The 24,463-nt window shown below is 67.4% G+C and carries 21 protein-coding genes; 11 read left to right on the forward strand and 10 right to left on the reverse strand.

Annotation, left to right across the window (positions count from 1 at the left end):
* The first annotated feature begins 21 nt into the window (after positions 1 to 21).
* Both rsmI and QGN32_RS16865 read left to right on the forward strand, forming a co-directional pair.
* The gene (rsmI, locus tag QGN32_RS16860) at positions 22 to 858 is read left to right on the forward strand and encodes a 16S rRNA (cytidine(1402)-2'-O)-methyltransferase (RefSeq protein ID WP_326545458.1); all 837 of its coding nucleotides are present in this window, start codon (positions 22 to 24) and stop codon (positions 856 to 858) included.
* 324 nt (positions 859 to 1,182) lie between these two features.
* Positions 1,183 to 1,659: a hypothetical protein gene (locus tag QGN32_RS16865; protein WP_326545459.1), complete on the forward strand. Its 477-nt coding sequence runs from the start codon at positions 1,183 to 1,185 to the stop codon at positions 1,657 to 1,659.
* A gap of 72 nt (positions 1,660 to 1,731) precedes the next feature.
* Here QGN32_RS16865 and QGN32_RS16870 read toward each other — a convergent pair whose 3' ends face one another.
* From QGN32_RS16870 to metG, 7 genes are all read right to left on the reverse strand, one after another.
* Entirely contained in the window at positions 1,732 to 2,994 is a 1,263-nt protein-coding gene (locus QGN32_RS16870) for an aminodeoxychorismate synthase component I (protein WP_326545460.1), read from the reverse strand.
* A 4-nt stretch (positions 2,995 to 2,998) separates the two neighbouring features.
* On the reverse strand, positions 2,999 to 3,907 hold the full coding sequence (locus QGN32_RS16875) for an RNA polymerase sigma-70 factor (RefSeq protein ID WP_326545461.1): 909 nt from the start codon (positions 3,905 to 3,907) through the stop codon (positions 2,999 to 3,001).
* On the reverse strand, positions 3,904 to 5,070 hold the full coding sequence (locus QGN32_RS16880; protein WP_326545462.1) for an NAD(P)/FAD-dependent oxidoreductase: 1,167 nt from the start codon (positions 5,068 to 5,070) through the stop codon (positions 3,904 to 3,906). The genes QGN32_RS16875 and QGN32_RS16880 overlap by 4 nt, the downstream gene beginning before the upstream one ends.
* Positions 5,071 to 5,175: 105 nt before the next feature.
* Positions 5,176 to 6,078 (reverse strand): RNA polymerase sigma factor SigJ, encoded by a 903-nt coding sequence (sigJ, locus tag QGN32_RS16885; RefSeq protein ID WP_326545463.1) that lies wholly within the window; start codon positions 6,076 to 6,078, stop codon positions 5,176 to 5,178.
* Entirely contained in the window at positions 6,075 to 7,280 is a 1,206-nt protein-coding gene (locus tag QGN32_RS16890) for an NAD(P)/FAD-dependent oxidoreductase (RefSeq protein ID WP_326545464.1), read from the reverse strand. The genes sigJ and QGN32_RS16890 overlap by 4 nt, the downstream gene beginning before the upstream one ends.
* Before the next feature lie 61 nt (positions 7,281 to 7,341).
* Positions 7,342 to 8,691 (reverse strand): NADP-specific glutamate dehydrogenase, encoded by a 1,350-nt coding sequence (gene gdhA / locus QGN32_RS16895; RefSeq protein ID WP_326545465.1) that lies wholly within the window; start codon positions 8,689 to 8,691, stop codon positions 7,342 to 7,344.
* 8 nt (positions 8,692 to 8,699) lie between these two features.
* Complete coding sequence (gene metG / locus QGN32_RS16900; RefSeq protein ID WP_326545466.1) at positions 8,700 to 10,283, reverse strand: methionine--tRNA ligase; 1,584 nt, start codon at positions 10,281 to 10,283, stop codon at positions 8,700 to 8,702.
* A 24-nt stretch (positions 10,284 to 10,307) separates the two neighbouring features.
* On the opposite strand from metG, the gene QGN32_RS16905 reads away from it, so the two are divergent.
* From QGN32_RS16905 to rsmA, 3 genes are all read left to right on the forward strand, one after another.
* Entirely contained in the window at positions 10,308 to 11,156 is an 849-nt protein-coding gene (locus QGN32_RS16905) for a TatD family hydrolase (protein ID WP_326545467.1), read from the forward strand.
* A gap of 89 nt (positions 11,157 to 11,245) precedes the next feature.
* Positions 11,246 to 12,373 (forward strand): resuscitation-promoting factor, encoded by a 1,128-nt coding sequence (locus tag QGN32_RS16910; protein WP_326545468.1) that lies wholly within the window; start codon positions 11,246 to 11,248, stop codon positions 12,371 to 12,373.
* The gene (rsmA, locus tag QGN32_RS16915; RefSeq protein WP_326549117.1) at positions 12,370 to 13,296 is read left to right on the forward strand and encodes a 16S rRNA (adenine(1518)-N(6)/adenine(1519)-N(6))-dimethyltransferase RsmA; all 927 of its coding nucleotides are present in this window, start codon (positions 12,370 to 12,372) and stop codon (positions 13,294 to 13,296) included. Before QGN32_RS16910 ends, rsmA begins: the two co-directional genes overlap by 4 nt.
* Here rsmA and QGN32_RS16920 read toward each other — a convergent pair.
* Entirely contained in the window at positions 13,293 to 14,096 is an 804-nt protein-coding gene (locus tag QGN32_RS16920; RefSeq protein ID WP_326545469.1) for a serine/threonine-protein kinase, read from the reverse strand. The two genes, rsmA and QGN32_RS16920, sit on opposite strands and share 4 nt — an antisense overlap.
* Before the next feature lie 55 nt (positions 14,097 to 14,151).
* On the opposite strand from QGN32_RS16920, the gene QGN32_RS16925 reads away from it, so the two are divergent.
* Both QGN32_RS16925 and QGN32_RS16930 read left to right on the forward strand, forming a co-directional pair.
* A complete protein-coding gene (locus tag QGN32_RS16925; protein WP_326545470.1) occupies positions 14,152 to 15,126 on the forward strand; it encodes a 4-(cytidine 5'-diphospho)-2-C-methyl-D-erythritol kinase in 975 nt (324 codons plus the stop codon).
* 393 nt (positions 15,127 to 15,519) lie between these two features.
* A complete protein-coding gene (locus QGN32_RS16930) occupies positions 15,520 to 17,154 on the forward strand; it encodes a fatty acyl-AMP ligase (protein WP_326545471.1) in 1,635 nt (544 codons plus the stop codon).
* Between the two features lie 101 nt (positions 17,155 to 17,255).
* On the opposite strand, the gene QGN32_RS16935 is transcribed toward QGN32_RS16930, so the two are convergent.
* On the reverse strand, positions 17,256 to 18,305 hold the full coding sequence (locus tag QGN32_RS16935; RefSeq protein ID WP_326545472.1) for a phosphotransferase family protein: 1,050 nt from the start codon (positions 18,303 to 18,305) through the stop codon (positions 17,256 to 17,258).
* A gap of 213 nt (positions 18,306 to 18,518) precedes the next feature.
* Here QGN32_RS16935 and QGN32_RS16940 point away from each other — a divergent pair, with 213 nt between their 5' ends.
* The 4 genes from QGN32_RS16940 (at position 18,519) to QGN32_RS16955 (ending at position 23,066) form a co-directional block, all read left to right on the forward strand.
* Complete coding sequence (locus tag QGN32_RS16940; RefSeq protein ID WP_326545473.1) at positions 18,519 to 19,463, forward strand: metal-dependent hydrolase; 945 nt, start codon at positions 18,519 to 18,521, stop codon at positions 19,461 to 19,463.
* Positions 19,457 to 20,620 (forward strand): Rv3169 family protein, encoded by a 1,164-nt coding sequence (locus tag QGN32_RS16945; RefSeq protein ID WP_326545474.1) that lies wholly within the window; start codon positions 19,457 to 19,459, stop codon positions 20,618 to 20,620. The genes QGN32_RS16940 and QGN32_RS16945 overlap by 7 nt, the downstream gene beginning before the upstream one ends.
* A 116-nt stretch (positions 20,621 to 20,736) precedes the next feature.
* Complete coding sequence (locus QGN32_RS16950; RefSeq protein WP_326545475.1) at positions 20,737 to 22,137, forward strand: WS/DGAT/MGAT family O-acyltransferase; 1,401 nt, start codon at positions 20,737 to 20,739, stop codon at positions 22,135 to 22,137.
* Positions 22,138 to 22,241: 104 nt separating this feature from the next.
* Positions 22,242 to 23,066, forward strand: a complete 825-nt coding sequence (locus tag QGN32_RS16955) for an MlaE family ABC transporter permease (RefSeq protein WP_442791845.1) — start codon at positions 22,242 to 22,244, stop codon at positions 23,064 to 23,066.
* On the opposite strand, the gene QGN32_RS16960 is transcribed toward QGN32_RS16955, so the two are convergent.
* Positions 23,050 to 24,462, reverse strand: coding sequence for a wax ester/triacylglycerol synthase family O-acyltransferase (locus tag QGN32_RS16960; RefSeq protein ID WP_326545476.1), 1,413 nt, complete (start codon positions 24,460 to 24,462; stop codon positions 23,050 to 23,052). The genes QGN32_RS16955 and QGN32_RS16960 overlap by 17 nt on opposite strands.
* Between the last annotated feature and the right edge of the window lies 1 nt (position 24,463).

The raw sequence follows: 24,463 nt of genomic DNA on the forward strand, positions 1-24,463 counted from the left end.
TGCGATCGTAGGCTGTCCCGCATGAGCCTCGGCCGACTGCTTATCTGCGCCACGCCGCTGGGCCAGCCCTCCGATGCCTCCTCGCGCCTGATCGCCGCGCTCGAGGACGCCGACGTCGTCGCCGCCGAGGACACTCGCCGCGTCCGTATCCTGGCTCAGTCCCTGGCGGTCAGGCTGACCGCCAAGGTGGTCAGCCTCTACGACCAGAATGAGGCGTCGCGGGTGGCGGGCCTGCTCGACGAGGTCCGGGCCGGCGCGACGGTACTGCTGGTCAGCGATGCCGGCATGCCGTTGATCAGCGACCCGGGCTACCGCCTGGTGAGGGCGTGTATAGAGGCGGGCCTGCCGGTGAGCTGCCTGCCGGGCCCATCAGCGGTGACGACGGCGCTGGCGGTCTCGGGGTTACCGACCGAGCGGTTCTGCTTCGAGGGCTTCGCGCCGCGCAGACAGGCCGCGCGCAAGACGTGGCTGAAAACGCTGGCCGCCGAACAGCGCACCTGCGTGTTCTTCGAATCGCCGCGCCGGCTCGCGGGGACTCTCAGGGATGCGGTCGACGTACTCGGCCCGGACCGGCGCGCGGTGGTGTGCCGCGAGATGACCAAGACGCACGAGGAGATCGTGCGCGGCACCCTGAGCGAGTTGGCCGAGTGGGCAGGCGACGGCGTGCTGGGCGAGATCACCGTCGTTCTCGCGGGCGCGGTACTGCACGCCGATATCCCTACGCTCGTCGCCGAAGTCAACGCGCTTATTAGTGATGGTGTCCGGATCAAAGATGCCTGCGCCGAGGTGATTTCCCAACACCCCGGGGCGCCGTCACGACGTTTGCTCTACGAAGCCGTGGTGCGGTCGCGAGAATGACGGGCCGCAATTTGTGTGCATCAGCAATTACCGCGTCGACCCCGGCGTGAGGCGGCGTCGCCGATATCAACAACCGCCCGGATAAATGGAGTAACAAGTCATGCGACGTGGCGCAGTCGGGGTTAGGATCAATTCGCCAACCGGCGCTGCAGTTCCGATTGTTAACATCACGCAAACAACGGGGAAACAATGAAACTTGCCTTTGCTGCGGCCGGGCTTTTCAGTGCCGCCAGTCTGATAACCGCTGTGCCCGCTTCAGCTGGGCCCGACGTCACCTTTTCCTGCAGCACGAATGTCGCCAGGTGCGCAGAAGGCGACCAAACGGTGCGCATCTCGGCAGCGGCAGAGCCAGAAGAAGACGAACCCGAACAGCCGATCTTCTACAACCAGTACATCCGTGAAGCCGCCAGCCCGGCTGGATACATCACGGAGGCGCTGACCGGGGTACCGATCGATGAGCAGGATGACATCGGCCTGCCGGGCTATACCGGGAGCCTCTACTGGACATGTTCCGGCCCAGGCTGCTGGAACGGGGGTAACCCCCAACCGCCGACGACGAGCTTGTTCGGTGGTCCCGTCGGTGCCCTCACCAACGGGGTCTTAGGCGGCGGCGGTGGTGTCAGCGGCCCGACTGGCTTCAGCGCCCCGACCGGCGGCGGCACTCCGGGCGGCGGCACTCCGGGCGGCGGTGCATTGGGCGGCACCGCCCCGGGTGGTGGCGGCGCTCCCGGGGGCGGTGCCCCGGGTGGCGGGGCGCCCGGCGGCGGGGCCCCGGGCGGCGGCGAGTCGGGGCTTCAGTAGTTGCCCTGCGGGAGCAGCACCTCGGATTTCAATTTGATGCCCGTTTGGGGCCGCGCGCTCTAGCGCGCGGCGTCAAATGCTCTCTGCGGCGCGTATGACCCCGATGATCGGCGCCGCCTTGTGCAGGCACTCCTCCCACTCGAGGTCCGGGTCCGAGTCGGCGGTGATACCGCCGCCGACGCCGAGGACTGCGTTTCCCGACTCGTCGAACTCCACCGTCCGGATCGCCACGTTCAGTTCGCAACCGGCGACCGGCGACGCCAAACCCACTGTGCCGCAGTACACCCCCCGGCGAACCGGTTCCCACTCCGCGAGCAGCTGACGGGCCCGCGTCTTCGGAGTGCCCGTCACCGACGCGGGCGGGAACGTGGCGTCGAGTACTGCCGACATCGGCACGTCGACATCCACTCGCGCCGACACCGTAGACACCAGATGCCACACCCCCGGAGCCGGCTGCACGTCCAGTAACTCGGGGACCGTCACCGTGCCGACATCGGCGACGCGCCCGAGGTCGTTGCGCACGAGATCGACGATCATGATGTTCTCGGCGACGTCCTTGACCGACGCGCGAAGTGCGGCCGGATCGGCGGACAGCGGTAATGTGCCCTTGATCGGGCTCGACGCGATGTGGTCACCACGCCTGCGCAAGAACAACTCTGGCGACAGCGACGCCACCGCGCCCCACGGCCCGGCCAAGTACGCCGCGCGGGCGGGCGAGAAGCGCTGCACGGCATCGACGAAGAAGTCGATCGGAGCCGTACTCGATGCCGCCGCCCCAGCGGCTCCGGCGGCGAGTCGGCCGCGGAACTGCGTGCACACACACGCCTGGTAGACCTCGCCGGCGGCGATCGCGTCCAGGCAGTCCAGCATCCCGCTGCGATGCGCATCGCGATCGGCCTCACCCCACTCGAGGCGAAACGGCCGTGGTTCGACGGGCACCCGCAGGGCGTCGGCCACCCAGTCCGGAATCGTTGCCTCGGTGAGGCTTTCGAACCACCACCGGCCGTCGCCATCCTGGCGCAGCACACAGTCGGACCAGCCGCCCGCAGCATGTGGGATCCGCGGGCCGCGTCCGTCGGCCGCGGCATCCGGATACGACAGATAGCCGAACCATCCGCCTCCGACGGCATCCCCCGATCCGCCCGGTACGACGTCGAAAACGTGGGCGGCCTCGACGGGCGTGACATTAACCGTCGGCGCGATGACGGCACCGGAGCCGAACCAGTCGCCGATCAGTGCGGCGGGCGGCGCCAGCCCGTGCTCTGCAGCGGCATATCCCACGGCGCGCAGTACCGCCGGGGCGCTGCCCAGGTCGCCGAGCCGGTCGATCCGCACCGGCTCAGCTTGTCAGATGCCGCGCGATCTTCCGCGCGATGCCGGCGCCGGCCAACTTGTCCGGGTTGCGCATCACGTAGAAGTGCGAGATCCGGCCCTCGGTGAGCTCGACGGTGATGACGCCCTCGAAGCTGTCGCCCAGGTAGAGCCGCAGCGCCGGGGCGTTGTTGTACACCGCCGGTTCCACCCGGCCGGCCGCGCCCGCCACCCGGACCAGCCCGATGACGACCCTGGCGACCTTCTCGGCGCCGACGATGGGCCTGCGGGCGGCGGTGACCTTGCCGTCGCTGTCGGCGGTCCAGCAGGCGTCCTCGGTCAGCATCTCCAGCAGGCCCGCCAAGTCGCCGTCCGACGCCGCCGCGAAGAACCGTGTCGTGATCTCCATCGACAGCTTCGGATCGACGGGCTCGAACCGCTTGCGGCGGGACTGCACGTGCTCGCGGGCCCGGTGTGCCATCTGACGAACCGCGGCCGTCGACTTGCCGATGGTGGCGGCAATCTCGTCGTGGCCGAAACCGAACACCTCGCGCAGGACGAACACCGCGCGCTCGTCGGGACTCAGCGTCTCCAGGACGACGAGCATGGCCATCGAAACCGACTCGGCGAGAACCACATCGGTCGACGCGTCGGTGGTGTCGAGCAGTAGCGGTTCGGGCAGCCACGGGCCGACGTAATCCTCGCGCCGTCTGGACTGCGCTCGCAGCGCGTTGAGCGACTGCCGGGTGACCAGCTGGGCGAGGTAGGCCTTGGTGTCGCGCACCGTCGCGAGGTCGACCTCGGCCCAGCGCAGGTAGCTTTCCTGCAGCACGTCGTCGGATTCGGTTGCGCTGCCGAGAATTTCGTATGCGATCGTGAACAGCAGCGGACGCAGCGCCGTGAACCGTTCGGCGTGTTCGTCACCCGGGCTGCTCATTGCGCCGGGACCGCCTGCGCGGCCGTCACCTGCTGGCGGCGCGGGTTCGTCTTCCAGGAATACGAGCCGGGCTTGTCAGCCTCGCCGCGAAGCCACTTCAGCGTCAAGCGGCACACCTGCTCTTTGACCAGCGCGCCGGTGCGGCCGCCGACGTACCACCGGCGCGGTGTGTCGTCGACGTCGGCGAACTGGAAGGTGCCGGCCTTGCGGCCCAGGCTGATGCACTGCCCGGCCATCGCATGGTTCACCGCGGCCGGGTCCTCGCCGGTCATCCGGGCCAGCACCGTGTTCGCGGCTTGCGCGCCCAGCGGGAGCGCGGCCTGGCAGCTCATCCGCCAGGGTGCGTCGGACGGTGACGCCGCGTCCCCGGCAGCCACGACACGGCTGTCGTCCACGCTGGTCAGCGTCTCGTCGGTGAGCAGCCGACCAAGCGCGTCGGTGGTCAGCCCGCTGGCCGCGGCCAGCCCGGGCACACCGAACCCGGCCGTCCACACCGTCACCGCGCTCGGCACCTCGGAGCCGTTTGCCAGGACCACACGATCGTCGAAAACTCGTGCGACGGCGGAGCCTTCGATCACGGAGACCCGCAGCTTGGCCAGCCGCTTGGTCACCGACCGCAGACCGCCGGCGGCCAGCGACGGCCCGAGCACGTCGGTCACCAACGCGACCGGGCGGCCGGCCTCGGCCAACTCGGCCGCGGTCTCGATACCGGTCAACCCGCCGCCGACCACCACCACCGGTGCCGACAGCGGGACATCGGCCATCCGCTCGGTCAGCCGTTGTGCCTGCTCCAATTCGCTGAGCGGATAAGCGAACTCGGCGGCGCCCGGCACCGACGCCGGTACGGTGCCCACGCTGCCGACGGCATACACCAGGTAGTCGTATTCCAGCGAGGCGCCGGAGGTGAGCACGACGGTGCGGGCGGCCGTGTCGATGCGGTCGGCGCCGTCGACCACCAGCCGCACGGCGGGTGACAGCACCGTCGTGTAGTCGGCGACCGCATCGTCGTTACCCGCGACGAGTTGGTGCAGGCGGATTCGTTCGACGAACTCGGCGCGCGGGTTCACCAGCGTGACGCGCGCGTGCGGGGCGAGTCGGTTGGCGGCCATCACCCCGGCATAGCCGCCCCCGACCACGACGACGTTGCTGTTGTATTCGGTCATCTTCGATCTCCTCGGGTCATCAGGCTCGCTCAGAGCGGGTCTGACCTCGAGACACCCCGCATGTCCGCACTGTGACATCTCCGAGCGCAGATGTGGCACACGTCACTACCGGCTGATCCGGCGAGGGATCGTGATACCCGCCAGTTTGTCCGGATTGCGCATCGCGTAGAGGTTCGTGATCTGGTCGTCGATCACCTCGAACACGAAAAGGCCCTCGAGGTGGTCGCCGGTGTAGACGACCACCGCCGGCGCGCTGTTGTAGATCGCCGTTTCGAAGCGGAAGTCCGGCGTCTCCCTGGCCACCTGGAACAGCCGCGCCATGAGGGCGGCCACCCTCCGCGCACCGACGACGGGTCTGCGGATCGCTGTGGCCTTGCCGCCGTGGTCCGCGGTCCATGTGACGCCTGGCGACAGCAGCGACATGAGTCCCTCGATGTCGCCGGTTGCCGCTGCGGCCAAGAACTGCTCGGTGATCTGCTCGGTCCGCCGTTCATCCACCGGGCCGAACCGATTGCGCCGTGCGTGCACGTGTTCGCGTGCGCGGTGGGCCATCTGGCGCGCCGTCGGCACGGATTTACCCACCGCGCCGGCGATCTCGTCGTAGTCGAAGCCGAACACCTCGCGCAACACGAACACCGCACGCTCCTCGGGTGTGAGCGTCTCGAGCAGCACCAGCATCGCCATCGAGATGGACTCGGCGAGCACGACATCGGACGAGGCGTCGCGGCAGTCGAGCAGCAGCGGTTCGGGTAGCCAGGGACCGACGTACTCCTCCCGGCGGCGCGACCTCGCCCGCCGCGCGTTGAGTGCCTCGCGGGTCACCAACTGCGCCAGATACGACTTGGTATCGCGCACCGTGGCGAGATCGACGTCGGCCCACCGCAGATAGCTGTCCTGCAGCACGTCATCGGATTCGGTTGTGCTGCCGAGGATCTCGTAAGCGATCGTGAACAGCAGCGGCCGCAGCACGGTGAAGCGGTCGGTGTGTTCGCCTGCCGAGGTGGTCACGTCTGCGCGACCACCTTCGGCACGAGCGCCGGCTGCTCTGGGCGCGGGCCGCCCTTGAGCCACAACGTCCAGTCCGGCTTGCGGGCCGAGCGTCGCATCGCCCACAGCGTGCCCATGCAGACCGCCTCCTTGACCACGGCGAGCGGCCGTCCGCCGATATAGAGGTTCACCGCGGTGTCGTCCTTGCGGGTGAACTGCAGCGTCGCGGCACGCCTGCCCAGGCTGATGCACGCCCCCGCGTAGGCGTACTCGAACCGGGCGGGTGCGGTGCCCGCGATGCGGCTCAGCACGGTGTTGGCCGCCTGCGGGGCGAGCTGCGTAGCTGTCGCACAGCACATCCGCAGCGGCTGATTCGACGGCGCGGCACAGTCACCGGCGGCGACGATACGCTCATCGTCGACGCTGGTGAGGGTTTCGTCGGTGATCAGCCGGCCTATCGAGTCGGTGGTCAGCCCGCTTGCCGTCGCCAGTCCGGGCGCCCCGAAGCCGGCGGTCCAGATGGTGACCGCGCTCGGGCGCACGGCGCCGTCGGCGAATACCACCGCGTCGGCCCTCACCTCGGTGACCACATCGGTCTCCATCACGGTCACGCCGAGCTTGGCCATCGCCTTGGCGACCGAGCGACGGCCGGGCTCGGACAGTGACGGCCCGAGCCGCCCGCCACACACCAGAACGACATTGCGGCCCTGCTCGGCGAGTTCTGTGGCGGTCTCGATACCGGTCAGGCCGGCGCCGACGACGGTGACCGGAGCGGCGGGATGAAACTGGTCGAGTACCGCGCGCAGCCGCTCGGCCTGCTCGAGTTCGGCGACGGGATAGGCGAATTCGGCCGCTCCGGGGATGGCCGACGACACTGTGCCGGTACTTCCGACAGCGTAGATGAGGTAGTCGTAGTCGAGCTCGCGGCCGGACCCGAGCGCCACGGTGTGCGCCGCGGTGTCGATGCGAGTCGCGGTGTCGACCACGAGCCGGATTCCCTCGCCGAGCAGCGTGCCGTAGTCGACGCTCGCGTCGTAGCCGGCGGCCACCGACTGGTGCAGCCGGATTCGCTCGACGAACTTCGGCCGGGGGTTGACCAGTGTGATGTCGAGATCGCCGCCCGCTCTCAGGTGGTTGGCCGCCAGCGTTCCGGAGTAGCCGCCGCCGATGACGACGACCCTGGTGCGTGCGTTATGGGTCTTGGGTGCGGTGAATTCAGTCATGCCCTCTAGACACCGCCGGGCCGCCGGACGTGACAAATAGTGACGTGCGTCACATCCGCGGTCAGACCAGGCCGAGCGCCAGCATCGCGTCGGCCACCCGGATGAACCCGGCGATGTTCGCACCGGACACGTAGTTGCCCGGTTGGCCGTATTCCTCGGCGGTCACCAGACAGCGGTTGTGGATGCGGCGCATGATCTGCTCCAGCCGCAACTCGGTGTCGGCGAACGTCCACGAGTCCCGCGACGCGTTCTGCTGCATCTCCAGCGCGCTGGTGGCGACGCCGCCGGCGTTGGCCGCCTTGCCCGGTGCGAACGTCACGCCGGCCGCCATGAAGTGCTTGACCGCGGTGGGTGAGCACGGCATGTTCGCACCTTCGGCGACGATGCGACAGCCGTTCTCGATCAGTGCAAGCGCTTCTTCGCCGTTGATCTCGTTCTGCGTGGCGCACGGCAGCGCGATTTCACACGGCACGTTCCACACGTTGCGGTCCTCGACGAAATGCGTTGCTCCACCACGTATCTCGGCGTAGTCGGCCACCCGACCGCGGCGCACCTCCTTTATCTCCTTGAGGAGGTCGAGGTCGATACCCTTCTCGTCGACGACATAGCCGCTCGAGTCCGAACAGGCGACCACGATGCCGCCGAGTTCCTGGATCTTCTCGATCGCGTAGATCGCGACGTTGCCCGAACCGGACACGACGGCGCGTTTGCCCTCGAAGGTGTCGTTGCCGGTCCGCAGGATCTCGTTGACGAAGAAGACCGTCCCGTATCCCGTTGCCTCGGTGCGGACCTGAGAACCGCCCCAGGTCAACCCCTTTCCGGTGAGCGTGCCGGACTCGTAGCGGTTGGTGATCCGCTTGTACTGCCCGAAGAGGTAACCGATCTCGCGCATGCCCACGCCGGTGTCGCCGGCCGGTACGTCGGTGTACTCGCCGAGATGGCGGTACAACTCGGTCATGAACGACTGGCAGAACCGCATCACCTCGTCGTCGGAGCGGCCCTTGGGGTCGAAGTCGGCGCCGCCCTTGCCGCCGCCGATCGGCATGCCGGTCAGTGAATTCTTGAAGATCTGCTCGAAGCCGAGGAACTTGACGATGCCGAGGTAGACCGACGGATGGAACCGCAGGCCGCCCTTGAACGGGCCCAAAGCGGAGTTGAACTCGACGCGGAAACCGCGGTTGATCTGGACCGTGCCGCGGTCGTCGACCCAGGGCACCCGGAAGATGATCTGGCGTTCCGGTTCGCACAGCCGCCGAATCACCTCGGAGTCGACGTACTCGGGATGCTTTTCCACCACCGGTCCGAGGCTGTTGAGCACCTCGTACACCGATTGGTGGAATTCGATCTCTCCGGCGTTGCGCCTGGCGACCTCTTCGTAGAGGTCGTGCAGTTTCTCGTGTAGTCCGTTCACTTCTCGAATCACTCAGCTTGGTAGCGGGGGAACACGCCGGCAGGGGCCGGCAGGGCGGTGCCTGGCTTCAGACGGGTGCTGACAGCGGCGAAGGTCCTTTCGTCGGGATTCTGCCCCAACAAGTCGAGCAGCTTAGCCGTCGAGTCGGGCATCACCGGCTGCGCCAGCATCGCCGCGATCCGCACCACCTCCAGCGTCGTGTACAGCACCGTATCGAATCGCCGCTGGTCGTCGGGGGATTCCGACTTGCGCAGCACCCACGGCTCCTGAGCCGAGAAATACTTGTTCGCCGACCCCAGCACCGACCAGATGGCCTCCAGGGCCAGGTGCATCGCGATCGCGTCGAAATGAGCGCGCACCCGGTCCAGTAACCCGTCGGCCGACTCCAGCAGCGCGGTGTCCTCGGCGGTGAAATCCCCCGGCTCCGGGACGATGCCGTCGAGATTTCTGGCCACCATCGACAGCGAGCGCTGCGCCAGGTTGCCCAGCTCGTTGGCGAGGTCGGCGTTGATGCGCCCGATGATCGCCTCCTCGCTGTAGCTGCCGTCCTGGCCGAACGGCACCTCCCGCAGGAAGAAGTAGCGCACCTGATCGAGCCCGAACGTGTCGACGAGGTTGACGGGGTCGATGATGTTACCGACGGACTTGCTCATCTTCTCGCCGCGGTTGAGTACGAAACCGTGCGCAAACACCTTGTGCGGCAACTCGATTCCCGCAGACATCAGAAACGCCGGCCAGTAGACGGTGTGGAAGCGGATGATGTCCTTGCCGATCATGTGCAGATCGGCGGGCCAGTACCGTCCGAACTCCTGCGACGATGTGTCCGGGAAGCCCACCCCGGTCAGGTAATTGGTCAACGCGTCCACCCACACGTACATGACGTGATCGGGGTGGTCGGGCACCGGCACGCCCCAGTCGAAAGTGGTGCGCGAGATCGACAGGTCCTTGAGCCCGCCGGAGACGAAGCTGACGATCTCGTTGCGCCGCACGCCGGGCTCGATGAACTCCGGATGCGCCCGGTAGTGAGCGAGCAGCTTGTCGGTATAGGCCGACAGCCGGAAGAAGTACGTCTCCTCCTCGGTCCACGTCACCGGCGCCCCGGTTTCCGCCGCCACCCGCACGCCGTCGGCACCGACGCTGGTTTCGGCGTCGGTGAAGAACCGCTCGTCGCGGACGGAGTACCACCCCTGGTAGGAGCCGAGGTAGATGTCGCCGGCGTCGTTCATCCGCCGCCAGATCTCCTTCGAGGCCTCGTAATGGTCGGCGTCGGAGGTGCGGATGAACCGGTCGAAGGAGATGTTGAGCTTCTCCTGCAGGCCCTGAAACACATCGGAGTTCTGCCGCGCCAGGTCGGCGGTGGGGACGCCCAGCGCCTGCGCTGCCTCGGCCATCTTCAATCCGTGCACGTCGGTTCCGGTCAGGTACCGCACGTCGAACCCGTCCAGCCTTTTGAACCGGGCGATCGCATCGGTGGCGATGTACTCGTAGGCGTGTCCGACGTGCGGATCGCCGTTCGGGTAGGCGATCGCGGTGGTGATGTAGAAGGGCGCGCCTGGGGTGGGCGCTTGCGCCCCGGGGACAACGGTAGTCATTTGAACTCAGCTTATGGTGTGGCGGTGAGTGAGAAGCGCCCAGGCAGAAGGGAGCAGCCGCCCGCCCCGGCTCCGCTGAGCCCACTGATCGACGCGCACACCCACCTCGATGCGTGCGGCGCGACGGACGCGGCGAGCGTCACCGCGATCGTCGATCGCGCCGCCGCGGTCGGCGTACAGGCCGTCGTCACCATCGCCGACGACCTCGAATCGGCGCGTTGGGTCACCTACGCCGCCGATGCGGACGCGCGGGTCTACGCGGCGGTCGCGCTGCATCCGACGCGGGCCGACGCGCTGACCGACGAAGCCAAGGCCGTCATCGAGCGACTCGCCGGCCATCGTCGCGTCGTCGCGGTCGGCGAGACCGGCCTCGACCTGTACTGGCCGGGCAAACTGGACGGCTGTGCGGACCCGACCACCCAGCGCGACGCCTTCGCCTGGCACATCGACCTCGCCAAGCGGATCGGCAAACCGTTGATGATCCACAACCGCGAGGCCGATGCACAGATTCTCGACGTGCTGGCCGCCGAGGGCGCACCGGCGACTGTGATCTTCCACTGTTTTTCCTCGGGTCCGGAGATGGCCAGAAAATGCGTGGACCAGGGCTGGCTACTCAGCCTTTCGGGCACCGTCAGCTTCAAAAACGCCAAAGACCTGCGGGAAGCGGCCACGCTGATCCCGTCGGCGCAAATGCTCGTCGAGACCGACGCACCGTTCCTCACGCCGCACCCGTACCGCGGCGCGCCCAATGAGCCCTACTGCCTGCCCTACACTGTCCGTGCGCTGGCCGAGATAATCGGCAAGCCGGCAGAAGTCCTCGCCCGAGAAACCACGACGGCTGCCATCGGGGCCTATGGCCTTGCGAGTTGCTGACGCCAGAGCACTCCGTTACCGTCTTGTGATCAAACGGGAGCGCTCTCAGGCAGCCGCGCACCGTCCGATAGTCGGAGATATACGACGTCTTGAACACTTTCACAAAACTCCATGAAGCGCGCTCACCGATGCTCCGCCTTTTGGTTGGTGCGACCTTGCTCGCACTCACCTTCGCGGGCGGCTATGCGGTGGCCGCGCACAAAACCGTCACGCTGAACGTGGACGGCTCCTCGGTGACCGTGGCGACCATGCAGTCACGGGTGATCGACGTGGTTCGGGAGAACGGCTTCGACGTCGGTGAACGCGACGACCTCTCCCCGTCGGCCGATCAGCCGGTGCAGCAGGACGACACCATCGTGTTGCGCCGCAGCCGGCCGCTGCAGCTCTCGCTGGACGGTCAGGACAGCCGGGAGGTGTGGACGACCGCCTCGACGGTCGACGAGGCGCTCGCGCAACTCGAGATGACCGACGCCGCGCCCGCCGCCGCTTCGCGCGGCAGCCGGGTCCCGCTGGCAGGCATGTCGCTGCCGGTCGTCAGCGCGAAGACGGTGACCATCCACGACGGCGAGGCCATGCGCACCGTCACCCTGGCTGCGCCCGACGTCGCCGGGCTGCTGGCCGCGGCGGGTGCGCCGCTCGAACAGCGCGACACCGTGGTGCCTGCCGCGTCCGCACCCGTGGCCGACGGCATGCAGATCGATGTCACGCGAAACCGGATCGACAAGGTCACCGAGCGAGTGCCGCTGCCGCCGGCCCACAAACGCATCGAGGATCCGACGCTGAACCAGAGCCGCGAGGTCGTCGAGGACCCGGGAGCGCCCGGTACGCAGGACGTGATCTTTGCGGTCGCGAAACTCAACGGTGTCGAGACGGGCAGGTTGCCTGTGGCCAACGTCGTCGTGACGCCGGCGCGCGATGGCGTGGTGCGGGTGGGCACGAAACCCGGTACCGAGGTACCGGAGGTGGCCAACCTGGCGGCGTGGGACGCGCTCGCCCGGTGCGAAGCCGGAGGTAATTGGGCCATCAACACCGGAAACGGTTACTACGGTGGCGTCCAGTTCGACCAGAACACGTGGGAGCGCAACGGCGGTCTCAAATATGCTGCGAGAGCGGATTTGGCGACGAAAGAAGAGCAAATCGCGATCGCTGAAGTCACTCGGGCGCGGCAAGGTTGGGGAGCGTGGCCGACCTGTAGCGGGAGGATTGGTGCGCGCTGACCATTCGACTACTTGGGCGGACCGAGATACGGCAGCTGGCAAAGGAAATCGACTTTCGGCCGCGTAAGACGTTCGGCCAGAACTTCGTTCACGACGCCAACACCGTTCGACGGATCGTCTCGGCGGCCGGGGTCAACAAACACGATCACGTTCTCGAGGTCGGGCCCGGCTTGGGCTCTCTGACGTTGGCTCTGCTGGACCGCGGCGCGCGCGTGACCGCCGTCGAGATCGACCCCGTGTTGGCCCGCCGGCTGCCGACCACGGTCGCCGAGCATTCGCACAGCGAGATCAATCGGCTCACCGTGCTCAACCGCGACATCCTCGGGCTGCGGCGTGAGGAGCTGGACGAGGAGCCGACCGCGCTGGTCGCCAACCTGCCCTACAACATCGCGGTTCCCGCACTGCTGCATCTACTGGCCGAACTTCCCTCGATCCGCAGCGTGATGGTGATGGTGCAGGCCGAGGTGGCGGAGAGACTCGCTGCCGAACCGGGCGGCAAGGATTACGGTGTGCCCAGCGCCAAGGTGCGCTTCTTCGGCAGCGTCCGGCGTTACGGCATGGTGTCGCCGACGGTGTTCTGGCCGATTCCCCGCGTCTACTCCGGCCTGGTGGGCATCGAACGCTACGAGACCCCGCCATGGCCGACCGACGAGGGCTTCCGCAAGAAGGTGTTCGGCCTGATCGACATCGCCTTCGCGCAACGCCGCAAGACGGCCCGCAATGCGTTCGCCGAGTGGGCGGGCTCGGGCAACGAGTCGGCGCGCAGGCTGCTGGCCGCCAGCATCGATCCGTCACGCCGCGGCGAAACCCTGGCCATCGCCGACTTCGTCCGGCTGCTGCAACGGTCAGGTGAAGCCGACAAGCCCGCGGCCGAGTCCAGCGAGCAGGACCAGCACGGCTCGATCGGCGTGCGAAGTAGCTAACCGGCTCGGGAGTGCAACGCACGGGCGATCAACGCGATGAACTCGCGGCAGGAGTGGTACCGGTCCGCGGGCGCCTTCGACAGAGCCTTGGCCGTTATCGAGTCGAAAGCGCGTGGCAGCCAATCGATCTCACGGGAAAGCCGCGGTGGCGGACGATGCAGGTGCGCGTCGACGAGACCCACCCGGGAATCTTCCCGAAACGGCGGAGCCCCGGTGATCAGCTCGATCGCCGTGCACGCCAGGGCGTACTCGTCGGTTGCCTCTGTCGGTGCTCGCCCGGCGATGAGTTCCGGCGCCGAGTACGGCAGCGACGCCTCCACTTGTGTCGGGCGGCGACCGATGTCGTCGGTGATCGTGACGGCGACCCCGAAGTCGATGAGCACGGCACGGGAGCCGTCGGGTTCGACGAGGATGTTGGCGGGCTTGACGTCACAGTGCACGATCGCGCGGTTGTGGATGTAGTCCAGCGCGTCGGCGATCTGGCCCAGCGCGCCGAGGCGATCGGGGATCGTGCGGAGCCGTTGCACCCCGCCACCTGCGATGAACTCCATCGTCAGCCAGCCTCGGCCCCGCTCGTACACCGTCACGATGTGCGGATGGTCCAACCGGTGCGCGAACTCGTACTCCCGTCGCAGCCGGGCCACGCGGGCCCGATCACGGCTGTGTTCGTCGAGGATCTTCAGGGCGACCACCCGGGCCGGGTGCTCGGCGTCGTGCACCCGGTAGACCGTGGCGGATCCGCCGTGGCCGAGGACCTCGTCGACCACGTAGTCCTCGAACCGGTCGCCGGTCGACAGCACGTGCTCAGACTAGTGCCGGCTGCCCGGCACTCCGCCCTTTCGATAGTGTCGTGCCGTGTCAGGCTGGAACGGCAACACCGCCTCGGAGTGGGTTCCCACCGGGACGGTCACCGTGCGCGTGCCCGGCAAGGTGAACCTCTATCTGGAGGTGGGAGACCGCCGCGACGACGGTTATCACGAGCTCACCACCGTGTTTCATGCCGTTTCACTGCTCGACGAGGTCACCGTCCGCAACGCGGACATGCTGTCGTTGGAGGTGTCGGGCGAAGGTGCCGAGTCGCTGCCGACCGACGAGCGCAACCTCGCCTGGCGTGCGGCGGAGTTGATGGCCGAGCACGTGGGCCGGGCGCCGGATGTGGCGATCCTGATCGAGAAGTCGATCCCGGTGGCGGGCGGAATGGCGGGCGGCAGCGCCGACGCCGCGGCGGTGCTGGTGGCCATCAACACGCTGTGGGAACTGGGCGTGCCGCGGCGCGATCTGCATGCGATCGCGGCCCGACTGGGCAGCGACGTGCCGTTCGCACTGCACGGCGGAACGGCGCTGGGCACCGGTCGCGGCGAGGAACTGGCGACGGTGCTCGCCCGCACCACATTCCACTGGGTGCTGGCCTTTGCCGACGGCGGCCTGTCCACGCCCGCGGTGTTCGCCGAGATCGACCGGCTGCGCACGACAGCGGGGGCGGGTCGCGACGCGCCCCCGCGGCTCGACGATCCGGAGCCCATACTGGCCGCGCTGGCGTCCGGCGATCCGAATGAGCTCGCGCCACTGCTCGGCAACGACCTGCAGCCCGCGGCGCTGAGCCTCAATCCGGAATTGCGCCGCACGCTGCGCGCCGGGGCCGAGGCCGGGGCGCTGGCCGGCATCGTGTCGGGATCGGGGCCGACCTGCGCGTTCCTGTGCGAGTCGGCAGGTGCGGCCGTCGACGTCGGCGCGCAACTGTCCGGCGCGGGCGTGTGTCGCACCGTGCGGGTGGCCAGTGGCCCCGTGCAGGGCGCCCGCGTGGTACCGACGCCGTCGACGTCGGTGTAGGCCCGGTCGCGCCGCCACCGCGGTTGTGTACGAACGCCGAGTGGGGCCGTCGACAACCGTGCACTCGACATCGAATTGATCACGAGTCGGTGTGAGCCAGACCTCAATTCTCGTGAGAGTTTGGCGGCTACTTAAGAGTTGCTTAAGATGAGCAACGGTGAAGATTAGCTGTCATGTATCGGACGCGACCTTTTTCCCCGCCGGAAGCCTCGGTGGGCGTCTCGTCGGATACGGCACAGGCTACGGGGCATCACCGTTTCGAGACTCAACCGCTCCCTATTTGTGCGCGCGCCTCCGCGAACGCGCCTCTGATCGGGCGGAACATTTCCAAAGGACATTTGCGCTGATGCATATGTCGCCGGCGCCCCGGCTCCGGAAACCGAGGAGGTCGTCGTGAGCCGATTCACCGAGAAGATGTACCGCAATGCCCGCACCGTCACGACGGGCATGGTCACCGGTGAACCGTACGAACCCGTCCGGCACACCTGGGGCGAGGTCCACGAGCGAGCGCGGTGCATCGCGGGCGGCCTCGCCGAGGCCGGCATCGGCCTCGGCGACGCGGTCGGCGTGCTGGCCGGCTTCCCGGTGGAGATCGCCCCGACCGCGCAAGGCCTGTGGATGCGTGGCGCCAGCCTGACCATGCTTCACCAGCCCACGCCCCGCACCGACCTCGCGCTCTGGGCCGAGGACACGATGACCGTCGTGCGCATGATCGAGGCCAAGGCCGTCATCGTTTCCGAGCCGTTCATGGTCGCCATCCCGGTGCTCGAGGAGCAGGGCATCAAGGTGCTCACGGTGCCCGACCTCCTCACGTCCGATCCGATCGACCCGATCGACGTCGGCGAGGACGATCTCGCGCTGATGCAGCTGACCTCCGGATCGACCGGTTCTCCCAAAGCAGTGCAGATCACGCACCGCAACATCTACTCGAACGCCGAGGCGATGTTCATCGGCGCCGAGTACGACGTCGAGAAGGACGTCATGGTCAGCTGGCTGCCCTGCTTCCACGACATGGGCATGGTCGGCTTCCTGACCATCCCGATGTATTTCGGCGCCGAGTTGGTCAAGGTCACGCCGATGGACTTCCTGCGCGACACCCTGCTGTGGGCCAAGCTCATCGACAAGTACAAGGGCACCATGACCGCGGCGCCGAACTTCGCCTATGCGCTGTTCGCCAAGCGGTTGCGCCGCCAGGCCAAGCCGGGCGAGTTCGACCTGTCGACGCTGCGCTTCGCGCTCTCCGGCGCCGAGCCCGTCGAGCCCGCCGACGTCGAGGACCTGCTCGACGCCGGTAAGCCGTTCGGCCTGAAGCCCGATGCGATCCTGCCCGCGTACGGCATGGCCGAGACCACCCTGGCGGTGTCGTTCTCCCCCTGCGGCGCGGGTCTGGTGGTCGACGAAGTCGACGCCGACCTGCTGGCCGCCCTGCGCCGCGCCGTGCCCGCCACCAAGGGCAACACCCGCAGGCTCGCCTCGCTGGGCCCACTGCTGCGCGACCTCGAGGCGCGCGTCATCGACGAACACGGCAACGTGATGCCGCCGCGCGGTGTCGGGGTGATCGAGCTTCGCGGCGAGTCGCTGACACCCGGTTACCTCACCATGGGCGGCTTCATCCCGGCCCAAGACGAGCACGGCTGGTACGACACCGGCGATCTCGGCTACGTCACCGACGAAGGCAACATCGTCGTGTGCGGCCGCGTCAAGGACGTCATCATCATGGCCGGCCGCAACATCTATCCGACCGATATCGAGCGCGCCGCGTGCCGTGTCGAAGGTGTCCGCCCGGGTTGTGCCGTCGCCGTGCGACTCGACGCCGGTCACTCGCGGGAGACGTTCGCCGTCGCCGTCGAGTCCAACTCCTGGCAGGATCCCGCCGAGGTGCGTCGCATCGAGCACCGCGTCGCCCACGAGGTGGTGGCCGAGGTCGACGTGCGGCCCCGCAACGTCGTCGTGCTGGGCCCCGGCACCATTCCGAAGACGCCGTCGGGCAAGCTGCGCCGCAGCACCTCGGTCTCGCTGGTCACCTAGTTTTCCGCGCGCCTTCGCGCGAGCGTGCGTGCTTGCGCACGACACGCTGCGCCAGCACAGCAGTTTGCGCACTGTCGTCGGTACGAGTCACCCCGGCGGGGCTAGGCGCGGACCGCCGCCGTCGTCCAGGCGGGCAGGATCGGCGCCCGGGTGAGAAAGTGGTCCGACTGCCCGGTCGCCCGCAGCAAGACCTGCGTCCGCAGGATGCAGCAGCCCATGCGAACCATCGCGAAGATCTCGTACCAGTCGAGATTCTGCAGTGGCCGGCCGAGCATCTCCTCATAGCGGGCGACCACGGCCGCACGGCTGTCGAAGCCCGCCAATTCGGGGTCGAGGTCCAATCCGTTCACCTCGAGCATCTGCTTGCGAGTGGCTAACCACCATGCGACATCGGCTTCGGCGGGACAGATGCACGCCTGCTCCCAGTCCAACGCCCCGACGAGTTCGCCGGAGTCGTCGAAGATCGCGTTCGATAACCGCGCATCACCCCAGCAGATGCTCAAATCGACTGTGGGGCAGGGCTGGCGACGCCTCAGCCAGTCGAAAGCTTCGCTGATGACGTCGGGGACTTGATTGCCGGTGCCCCACCTGACGTACTCCTGCCACCAGTCGAGCTCGGCGGTGACGCCGACACCACCGGGCCGCGCCAGCCACGGCGCCTGCCCGACGGGCACGCGGTGCACCCGTGCCAGGGTCTTCACGAACGAGTCGTGAACTCTGCGTTGCACCACCGGCCCCGCGTCGTGTAGCCAGCCCCGGGTCGCATAGCTGGTGTCCGACGGCGTGTGGCCGACGATTCGCGGCATCACAAGGAATTTCGAGCCGATCCACGATTCGTCCGGCTCGAAGAGAATCGGCGACGGTGTTGCGACACCGTGGTCGTGCAGAAGTCTCTGCGTCGACGCCTGCGCGTCGAAGTCGTAGTCGGGAAAGATGCCGCCGCCGGCAGGTGGTATCCGGATGACGTATTCGCTTGATTGCCCATCGGTCTCGGCCGAGAAGACCAGCGTCTCGCTCGACCACCCCGCGGCCCGGTTCGCCGTGCGCAGTTCGGACACGGCCACGTCGTCGGAGTACCGGTCGACGAACCAGTCACGCAACCTCGCCCGGGTGGCCGTCAGGTCGCGTCGAACCAGGGCAATGCCAGCCATGCCAAGAGGCTTACACGCAGCGGGTTCGATGTAAAGAGCTGACCTTCCAAGTGGCCCGAGCGCTGCGACCGGTGTCGAGCCCGGCCGCGTGGCGCCGCCTCCGAACCATCATCGTCCTTTACATCTAAACGCCCAAATGTCACACTGACGCTACATCAAGCCCGAGCACGCCGGACCGCGTCATGTCACGTCCCGGCGCGGAGGAGAGCAACGGTGACCGACCTCGTCGTCCGCAAGATCGGATGGGAGTTCGACGCGACGGTGCCGTTCCTGTGGCAACCAACCAACCCGAACTTCGGGCTGTTCTGCAATGCGTTCACGTTCATCGCAGTGCCCTTCGAGCGCTACATCGTCAGCGCGGTGCGCATGGCCGCCGACCGGTTGGCCGAAAAGCCCGATGTCGCAGCCGAAGCCGACAGATTTCTCAAGCAGGAGGCACAGCACGCCGCAGCCCACCGCAGGCACATGCTCGCGCTGATCGAGCGCTATCCCGATCTCGGGCAGTGCTATGCGGCTGCCTGCGCAGCCTACGACGAGTTGCTCGAGCAAGAGCCGGTCGAGTTCCACCTCGCCTACATCGCCAACCTCGAAGCGACGTTCACGCCGCTGTTCAAAGTGATTCTCGATCACCGTGATTCGCTGTTCGGCGGGGGAGATGCGCGCGTCGCCTCGCTGATGATGTGGCATTTCGTGGAGGAGATCGAGCATCGCAGTTCGGGCTTGATCCTGTGCAACCACGTCAACCGCCGCCCGTGGTCCCGAGTCAAGCATGTCAGGCGGACCTTCGGCCACGTCGCCGCGATAGCCGACGCGATAGCGGCCGCGTTCGACGACGTCGTGCCGATCGAGGACCGGGGCGTGTCCACCCGCGCGCTGCTGTCCGGCGACTTCCTGACGGGCGAGCTCAGACACCGCATCCCGGTTCGCCGCCGCCCGCGCGGCCCCGGTCGGGCTCCGACGATCTTCCAACCGGTGCCGACCGCCGATCTGGTGAAAATGGTCTGGCGGCTGGCACTTTCGCAGACGCCGTATCACGATCCCGCCGATCAGCCGCTGCCCGACTGGGCGCAGACCTGGATGCGAGCCTACGACCGCGGCGCCGACATGACGACGTTCGCCCGGTCGTCGGGCACCACGGAAGGTGACATCGATTGCTGACGACGAACTACGGCGCTCTGGTGCCCGAGGACGAGTCGCTCACCCATCAGATCGTGGACACGTTCGCCACGGTGAGCCAGTCGGATCCGTCCTGGACGGAGAAGATCTGGACGCTCGCCCATGCGCGGGACAACTCGTTGCAGGTCGTTCTCGGCGTCGGGAAGTACACCAACCGGGGCGTGTTCGACGGTGCGGCGGGGGTGTGTCGCGGTACGGAGCAGTGGACGGTGCGGGGGGGCCGCCGCCTGTCGTCGGATCCGTCGTCGACCGAGGTGGGGCCGATCCGCTATCGCGTGCTGGAACCGCTGCGGTCGATTCAGGTGAGCCTCGACGCGACAGACCATGCGCCCATTGCCTTCGACGTCGTCATGCGCGGCAGCTTCGACGCCGCGTTGGAGGACCCATGGCCGGACCGCAGCCCCGACGGTTACCGGGTCACTCATAATGTGCTGCGGTACCACCAGATTGGGGTGGCGTCGGGGTGGGTCGAGGTGGACGGTAGGCGCACCGAGATCGAACCCGACGGATGGATTTCGGTGCGAGACCATTCGTGGGGTCTGCGGCCCGGCGTAGGAAAGCCCATCCCGGGTCTGCCCCGCGGTGGCCGCAAGATCAAGCAGATGTTCATGACGTGGCTGCCCATGACGTTGACCCGCTCCGATCAGACGTCGTACTCGTTGTTCGTGATGTACCAGGAGGAGCGCGGTGACGGGTTTCTCGAAATCCGCTGTCAGGCAGAGCAACAGAATGATGACGGAACGTCGCACCGCTTCGTGTCGGTGGAACAGGATCTGCACTTCAACGACGAGAACCGTCGGCTCACCCACGGGACGATCACGTTGATCGACGCCGACGGATCCAGGCGGCCGCTGACGATCACCGCGGCCGGGCCGACGGGGTTTCATCTCGGTACGGCCGGCTACTACGGCTGGAACGACTGGGTTTACGGCCAGTGGGTGGGCGAGCTGCGGGTCGAGGGCTATCACGTGGCCGACTGCGACACCCGCGAGAACGCACGCAAGCTGCATCAACTGCGCGATCTGCTGGTTCGTGTGGAGGATCCGATCGGAGGCGGGTCGGGGCTGGGTAACGCCGAGACATTCGCGCTGGGGGAGTTCCCGGAACGCGGACTCACCGCGGAGAACTCGTTCCTGTAGCGCGGGTGCCCCCGTGACGACGAAGTACCCCGCCCCACAGGACTTAGGTCTCTTCCGCCGCCGCTCGCCAGGTAGTCGGATTGAGGAAAGGCTCGCGATCGAGAGGTGGCAGCGGAATGGAGCGCTTGAGCGGGTTCGACGCCAGTTTTCTCTACGTCGAGAGTTCCGACACCCCGATGCATGTGTGTTCGCTCCTGGAGTTGGACACGTCGACCATGCCGGGCGGATACACGTTCGACCGGCTCCGCGAAGCGCTGCTTCAACGGATCGACGCCCTGCCGGAGTTCCGCGAGAAGGTGGTCGACACCGTCTTGAACCCCGACCATCCGGCGTGGGCCGAAGACGACCGGTTCGACATCGACCGACACCTGCACCGGGTCGCCGTTCCGGTGCCGGGCGGCCCGCGCGAGGTCGCGGAACTCTGCGGCCAGCTCGCCTCCGCCCCGCTTGACCGCGGCCTTCCGCTGTGGCAGATGTGGGTCATCGAGGGACTGGACGGAACCGATCCCCGGCGCGGTGGCCGAGTGGCCGTGCTGTCGAAGATCCACCACGCCGTCATCGACGGGGTGAGTTCGGCGGGCCTGATGTCGCGACTGTGCAGCCTGGCACCCGATTCGCAAGTGCCGGAACCACTTTCGGGTGCAGGTGAGGTCAGCACGCTGCGCTTGGCCCTGGGCGGTGCGGTCAACGTCGCGACGCGCCCGTTGCAACTGGCGGGCCTGCTGTCGAGAACGGTCTGGACCGCCGTGGACATTCTCCGGCGGATGCGGGCAGGACGAACCATGGCCGCCCCGTTCGCCGCCCCGGCCACTCCGTTCAACGCCGCGGTCAGCGGCCGCCGCGCCGTCGGGTTCGCCGAACTGGATCTGGCCGACGTCAAGTCGATCGCCAAGCGCTTCACGGTCACGGTGAACGATGTCGTGCTGACCCTCTGCTCAGAAGTGCTGCGGCAGTACCTGATCGAACGTGACGCCCTGCCCTCGGCCTCGCTCATCGCCGCGGTGCCGGTCTCCGTGCACGACAGAGTGCGAGAGTCCGGGCGCAATCAGACCTCGGTGCTGTTCACGCGCCTCGAAACGCAACTGGCCGATCCTGGCGAGCGCCTTCGCGCTGTCGCACTGGACGACTCGACGGCCAAGGAACACAGCTCCAGCATGGACGCCACACTGGTCATGGACTGGACGCGGCTGATGAACCATCTCGTGGCGGCGCCCATGATGTACCTCTACGCACACAGCCCGCTCAGCGAGCGGCCCATCCACAACCTGGTGATCTCCAACGTCCGCGGACCCACTGCACCGCTGTACTTCCTCGGTTCGGCCATCACCGCCATGTATCCGCTGGGGCCCATCTTCCACGGCGCCGGACTCAACATCACCGTGCTGTCGCACGACACGAAACTCGACGTAGGGATCATCACGTGTCCGGATCTCGTACCTGACGTGTGGGCAATGGCGGACGGCTTTTCGCTGGCGCTCAAACACCTGCTCGACGCAGAACCGTCTGCACCGTCCTGATCCGATCACGTTCGTGCCCACCGAGCGGCATTAGGCCGCAATACCCTGCGAAACCGGACCACATGCAGTGATATTGAGTGGTGCTGCTCAGCCACGACTCGCGCGTGCGGTTGCGCCGCGTCGGCGATGCGGTGCTTCGTGTCGTCGATCGGATCGGTGAGCACGCCGCGTTCTACGCCCTGTCGATCCGCTACCTGCCGCTGGCCGCGACGAGGTACCGCGGGGAAACGCTGCGGTTGGTGGCCGAGATGACGATGGGCGTAGGCGCGCTGGTGATGATCGGCGGCACCGTCGGTGTCGCCGCCTTTCTCACGCTGGCGTCCGGCGGCATCGTCGCAGTGCAGGGCTACAAGTCGCTGGGTGACATCGGCATCGAGGCGCTCACGGGATTCCTGTCCGCGTTTCTCAACGTGCGCATCATCGCCCCGGTGATCGCGGGCATCGCGTTGGCCGCGACGATCGGCGCCGGCAGCACAGCGCAACTGGGCGCCATGCGCGTCTCGCAGGAGATCGACGCCCTGGAGGCGATGGCCGTGCGGTCGATCGCCTATCTGGTGTCGACCCGCCTCATCGCGGGTTTGGTCGCGGTCATCCCTCTCTATTCGCTGTCGGTGCTCGCGGCGTTCTTCGCCGCCCGGTTCACCACCGTCTACATCAATGGGCAGTCCCGCGGCGTGTACGACCACTACTTCGACACCTTCCTGATCCCGGAGAACCTGCTGTGGTCGTTCGTGCAGGCGACGCTGATGGCGGTCGCGGTGATGCTCGTTCACACCTACTACGGCTATCACGCCAGCGGTGGACCCGTGGGTGTCGGCGTCGCGACCGGGCACGCGGTGCGGTTGTCACTGATCCTCGTTGTGATCACGACGTTGTTCGTGTCGCTCGCCGTCTACGGCGCGTCGAGTGGCTTCACCCTCTCCGGGTAGCCGGCGAAACACCCACCGCCGCCTCGAGTTCGGCCAACGACCGCTCGGTGCGTTCGGTAACCGTGTCGATATCTGGCATCGCATCGGCGCCGGCCACCCAACCGAAGCAGGCGCGGTCCGCGTAGGAGCACACCGTGACATTGAGTGCCTGCCCGCTATACACCGTCGAGATGGGGTAGATGTCTTCGACATGTGCGCCGTTCCAGTACATCTCGCGGTGCGGTCCCGGGACATTCGATATCGGCAGGTTGTATCCGGTGCGCAGCCGCGACACCCGCGGCATCGCCGGCGTCATCAGTGTAGGTGCGATGCCGAGCGACAGCAGGAGCATGGAGACGCCCCCGCCCCTGTTCGCGACCTGACCCTTGCCCTGCGTCATCGACCGGTGGATGAGGTGCAGTCGGGCGGCGGGATCGTCCAGATCGGTGCCCAACGGACACAGCCATCCCCCGAACGCGTTACCGCCGTCCTGGTTTTCCGGTTCGCGTGCCCGTACGGTGATCGGACAGAACGCCACCAGTGAGCGGTCCGGCAGTTCGCCGTGGTCCAGTAGCCAGCCTCTCAGCACCCCCGCCACGACGGCGGTGAGGACGTCGTTGCCGGTCACGTCGGCGAGGGCCTGTACGGCCCTGATGCGCGCCTTGGACACGGTGACGGCCGCGACGACGCGGTCGTGGCCGACCTCGTCGTTCAGTCGCGTGTAGGGAGCGGTCAGCGGCGCCACGGCGGCGTCGTCGGTCAGGTTGTGCACCAGGTCGGACAGGCCGCCGACGAGTCGTCCCGACAACTCGACCCCCGAAGTGGCGGCGCCGAGTACCGACCGGAGCACCGCGAACGGGTTGGGCAATCCGCCCGGTTTGGATATTCCGGCCCGGCCGGCGGAGGCGGCATGGAAGGGGGGCATCTCTCGGCGGTCCGGATCGGCGCTGAGGCTGTCGATGATCATCTGAAGGCCCGCGACACCGTCCATGATCGTGTGATGCACTTTCAGGTACCAGGCGAAGCGTCCGTCGTCGAGGCCGTCGATCAGACAGAACGCCCACATCGGGCCAGACCGGTCCAGGCGCTCGGCATGTAGTCGGCTCACCAACTGCCACAGTTCATTTCGGCCCGAACCGGCGGGCAGGGTCCGGCGCGTCAGGTGCCGGTCGAGGTCGACGGCGTCGGCTTCGCGCCAGCTCCACAACCCGCCGGTGTCGACGCCGAGGTGCGGATATCGGCGAAGCCGCCGGTCCGCGGCCACCGATGTCGTGCGCGCCTGCCGATAGAGGTCGTCGACGTATCCCGGCCCGGCGCCGTCGGGTGGTTTCAGGATCAGGACCGCCGCGACGTGCAAAGGGCTGGCGATGACTTCTCCGGTCATCATCGCCGCGTCGAGCGGGTCCAGCAAATCCACG

Source organism: Mycolicibacterium sp. ND9-15 (genome assembly GCF_035918395.1).
Classification (GTDB): Bacteria; Actinomycetota; Actinomycetes; order Mycobacteriales; family Mycobacteriaceae; genus Mycobacterium.

Coding starts and splice junctions, on each gene's coding strand:
- rsmI (WP_326545458.1), top strand. CDS start 22: ATGAGCCTCGGCCGACTGCTTATCTGCGCCACGCCGCTGGGCCAGCCC.
- QGN32_RS16875 (WP_326545461.1), bottom strand. CDS start 3,907: ATGAGCAGCCCGGGTGACGAACACGCCGAACGGTTCACGGCGCTGCGT.
- QGN32_RS16880 (WP_326545462.1), bottom strand. CDS start 5,070: ATGACCGAATACAACAGCAACGTCGTCGTGGTCGGGGGCGGCTATGCC.
- QGN32_RS16890 (WP_326545464.1), bottom strand. CDS start 7,280: ATGACTGAATTCACCGCACCCAAGACCCATAACGCACGCACCAGGGTC.
- metG (WP_326545466.1), bottom strand. CDS start 10,283: ATGACTACCGTTGTCCCCGGGGCGCAAGCGCCCACCCCAGGCGCGCCC.
- QGN32_RS16935 (WP_326545472.1), bottom strand. CDS start 18,305: ATGGCTGGCATTGCCCTGGTTCGACGCGACCTGACGGCCACCCGGGCG.
- QGN32_RS16950 (WP_326545475.1), top strand. CDS start 20,737: ATGGAGCGCTTGAGCGGGTTCGACGCCAGTTTTCTCTACGTCGAGAGT.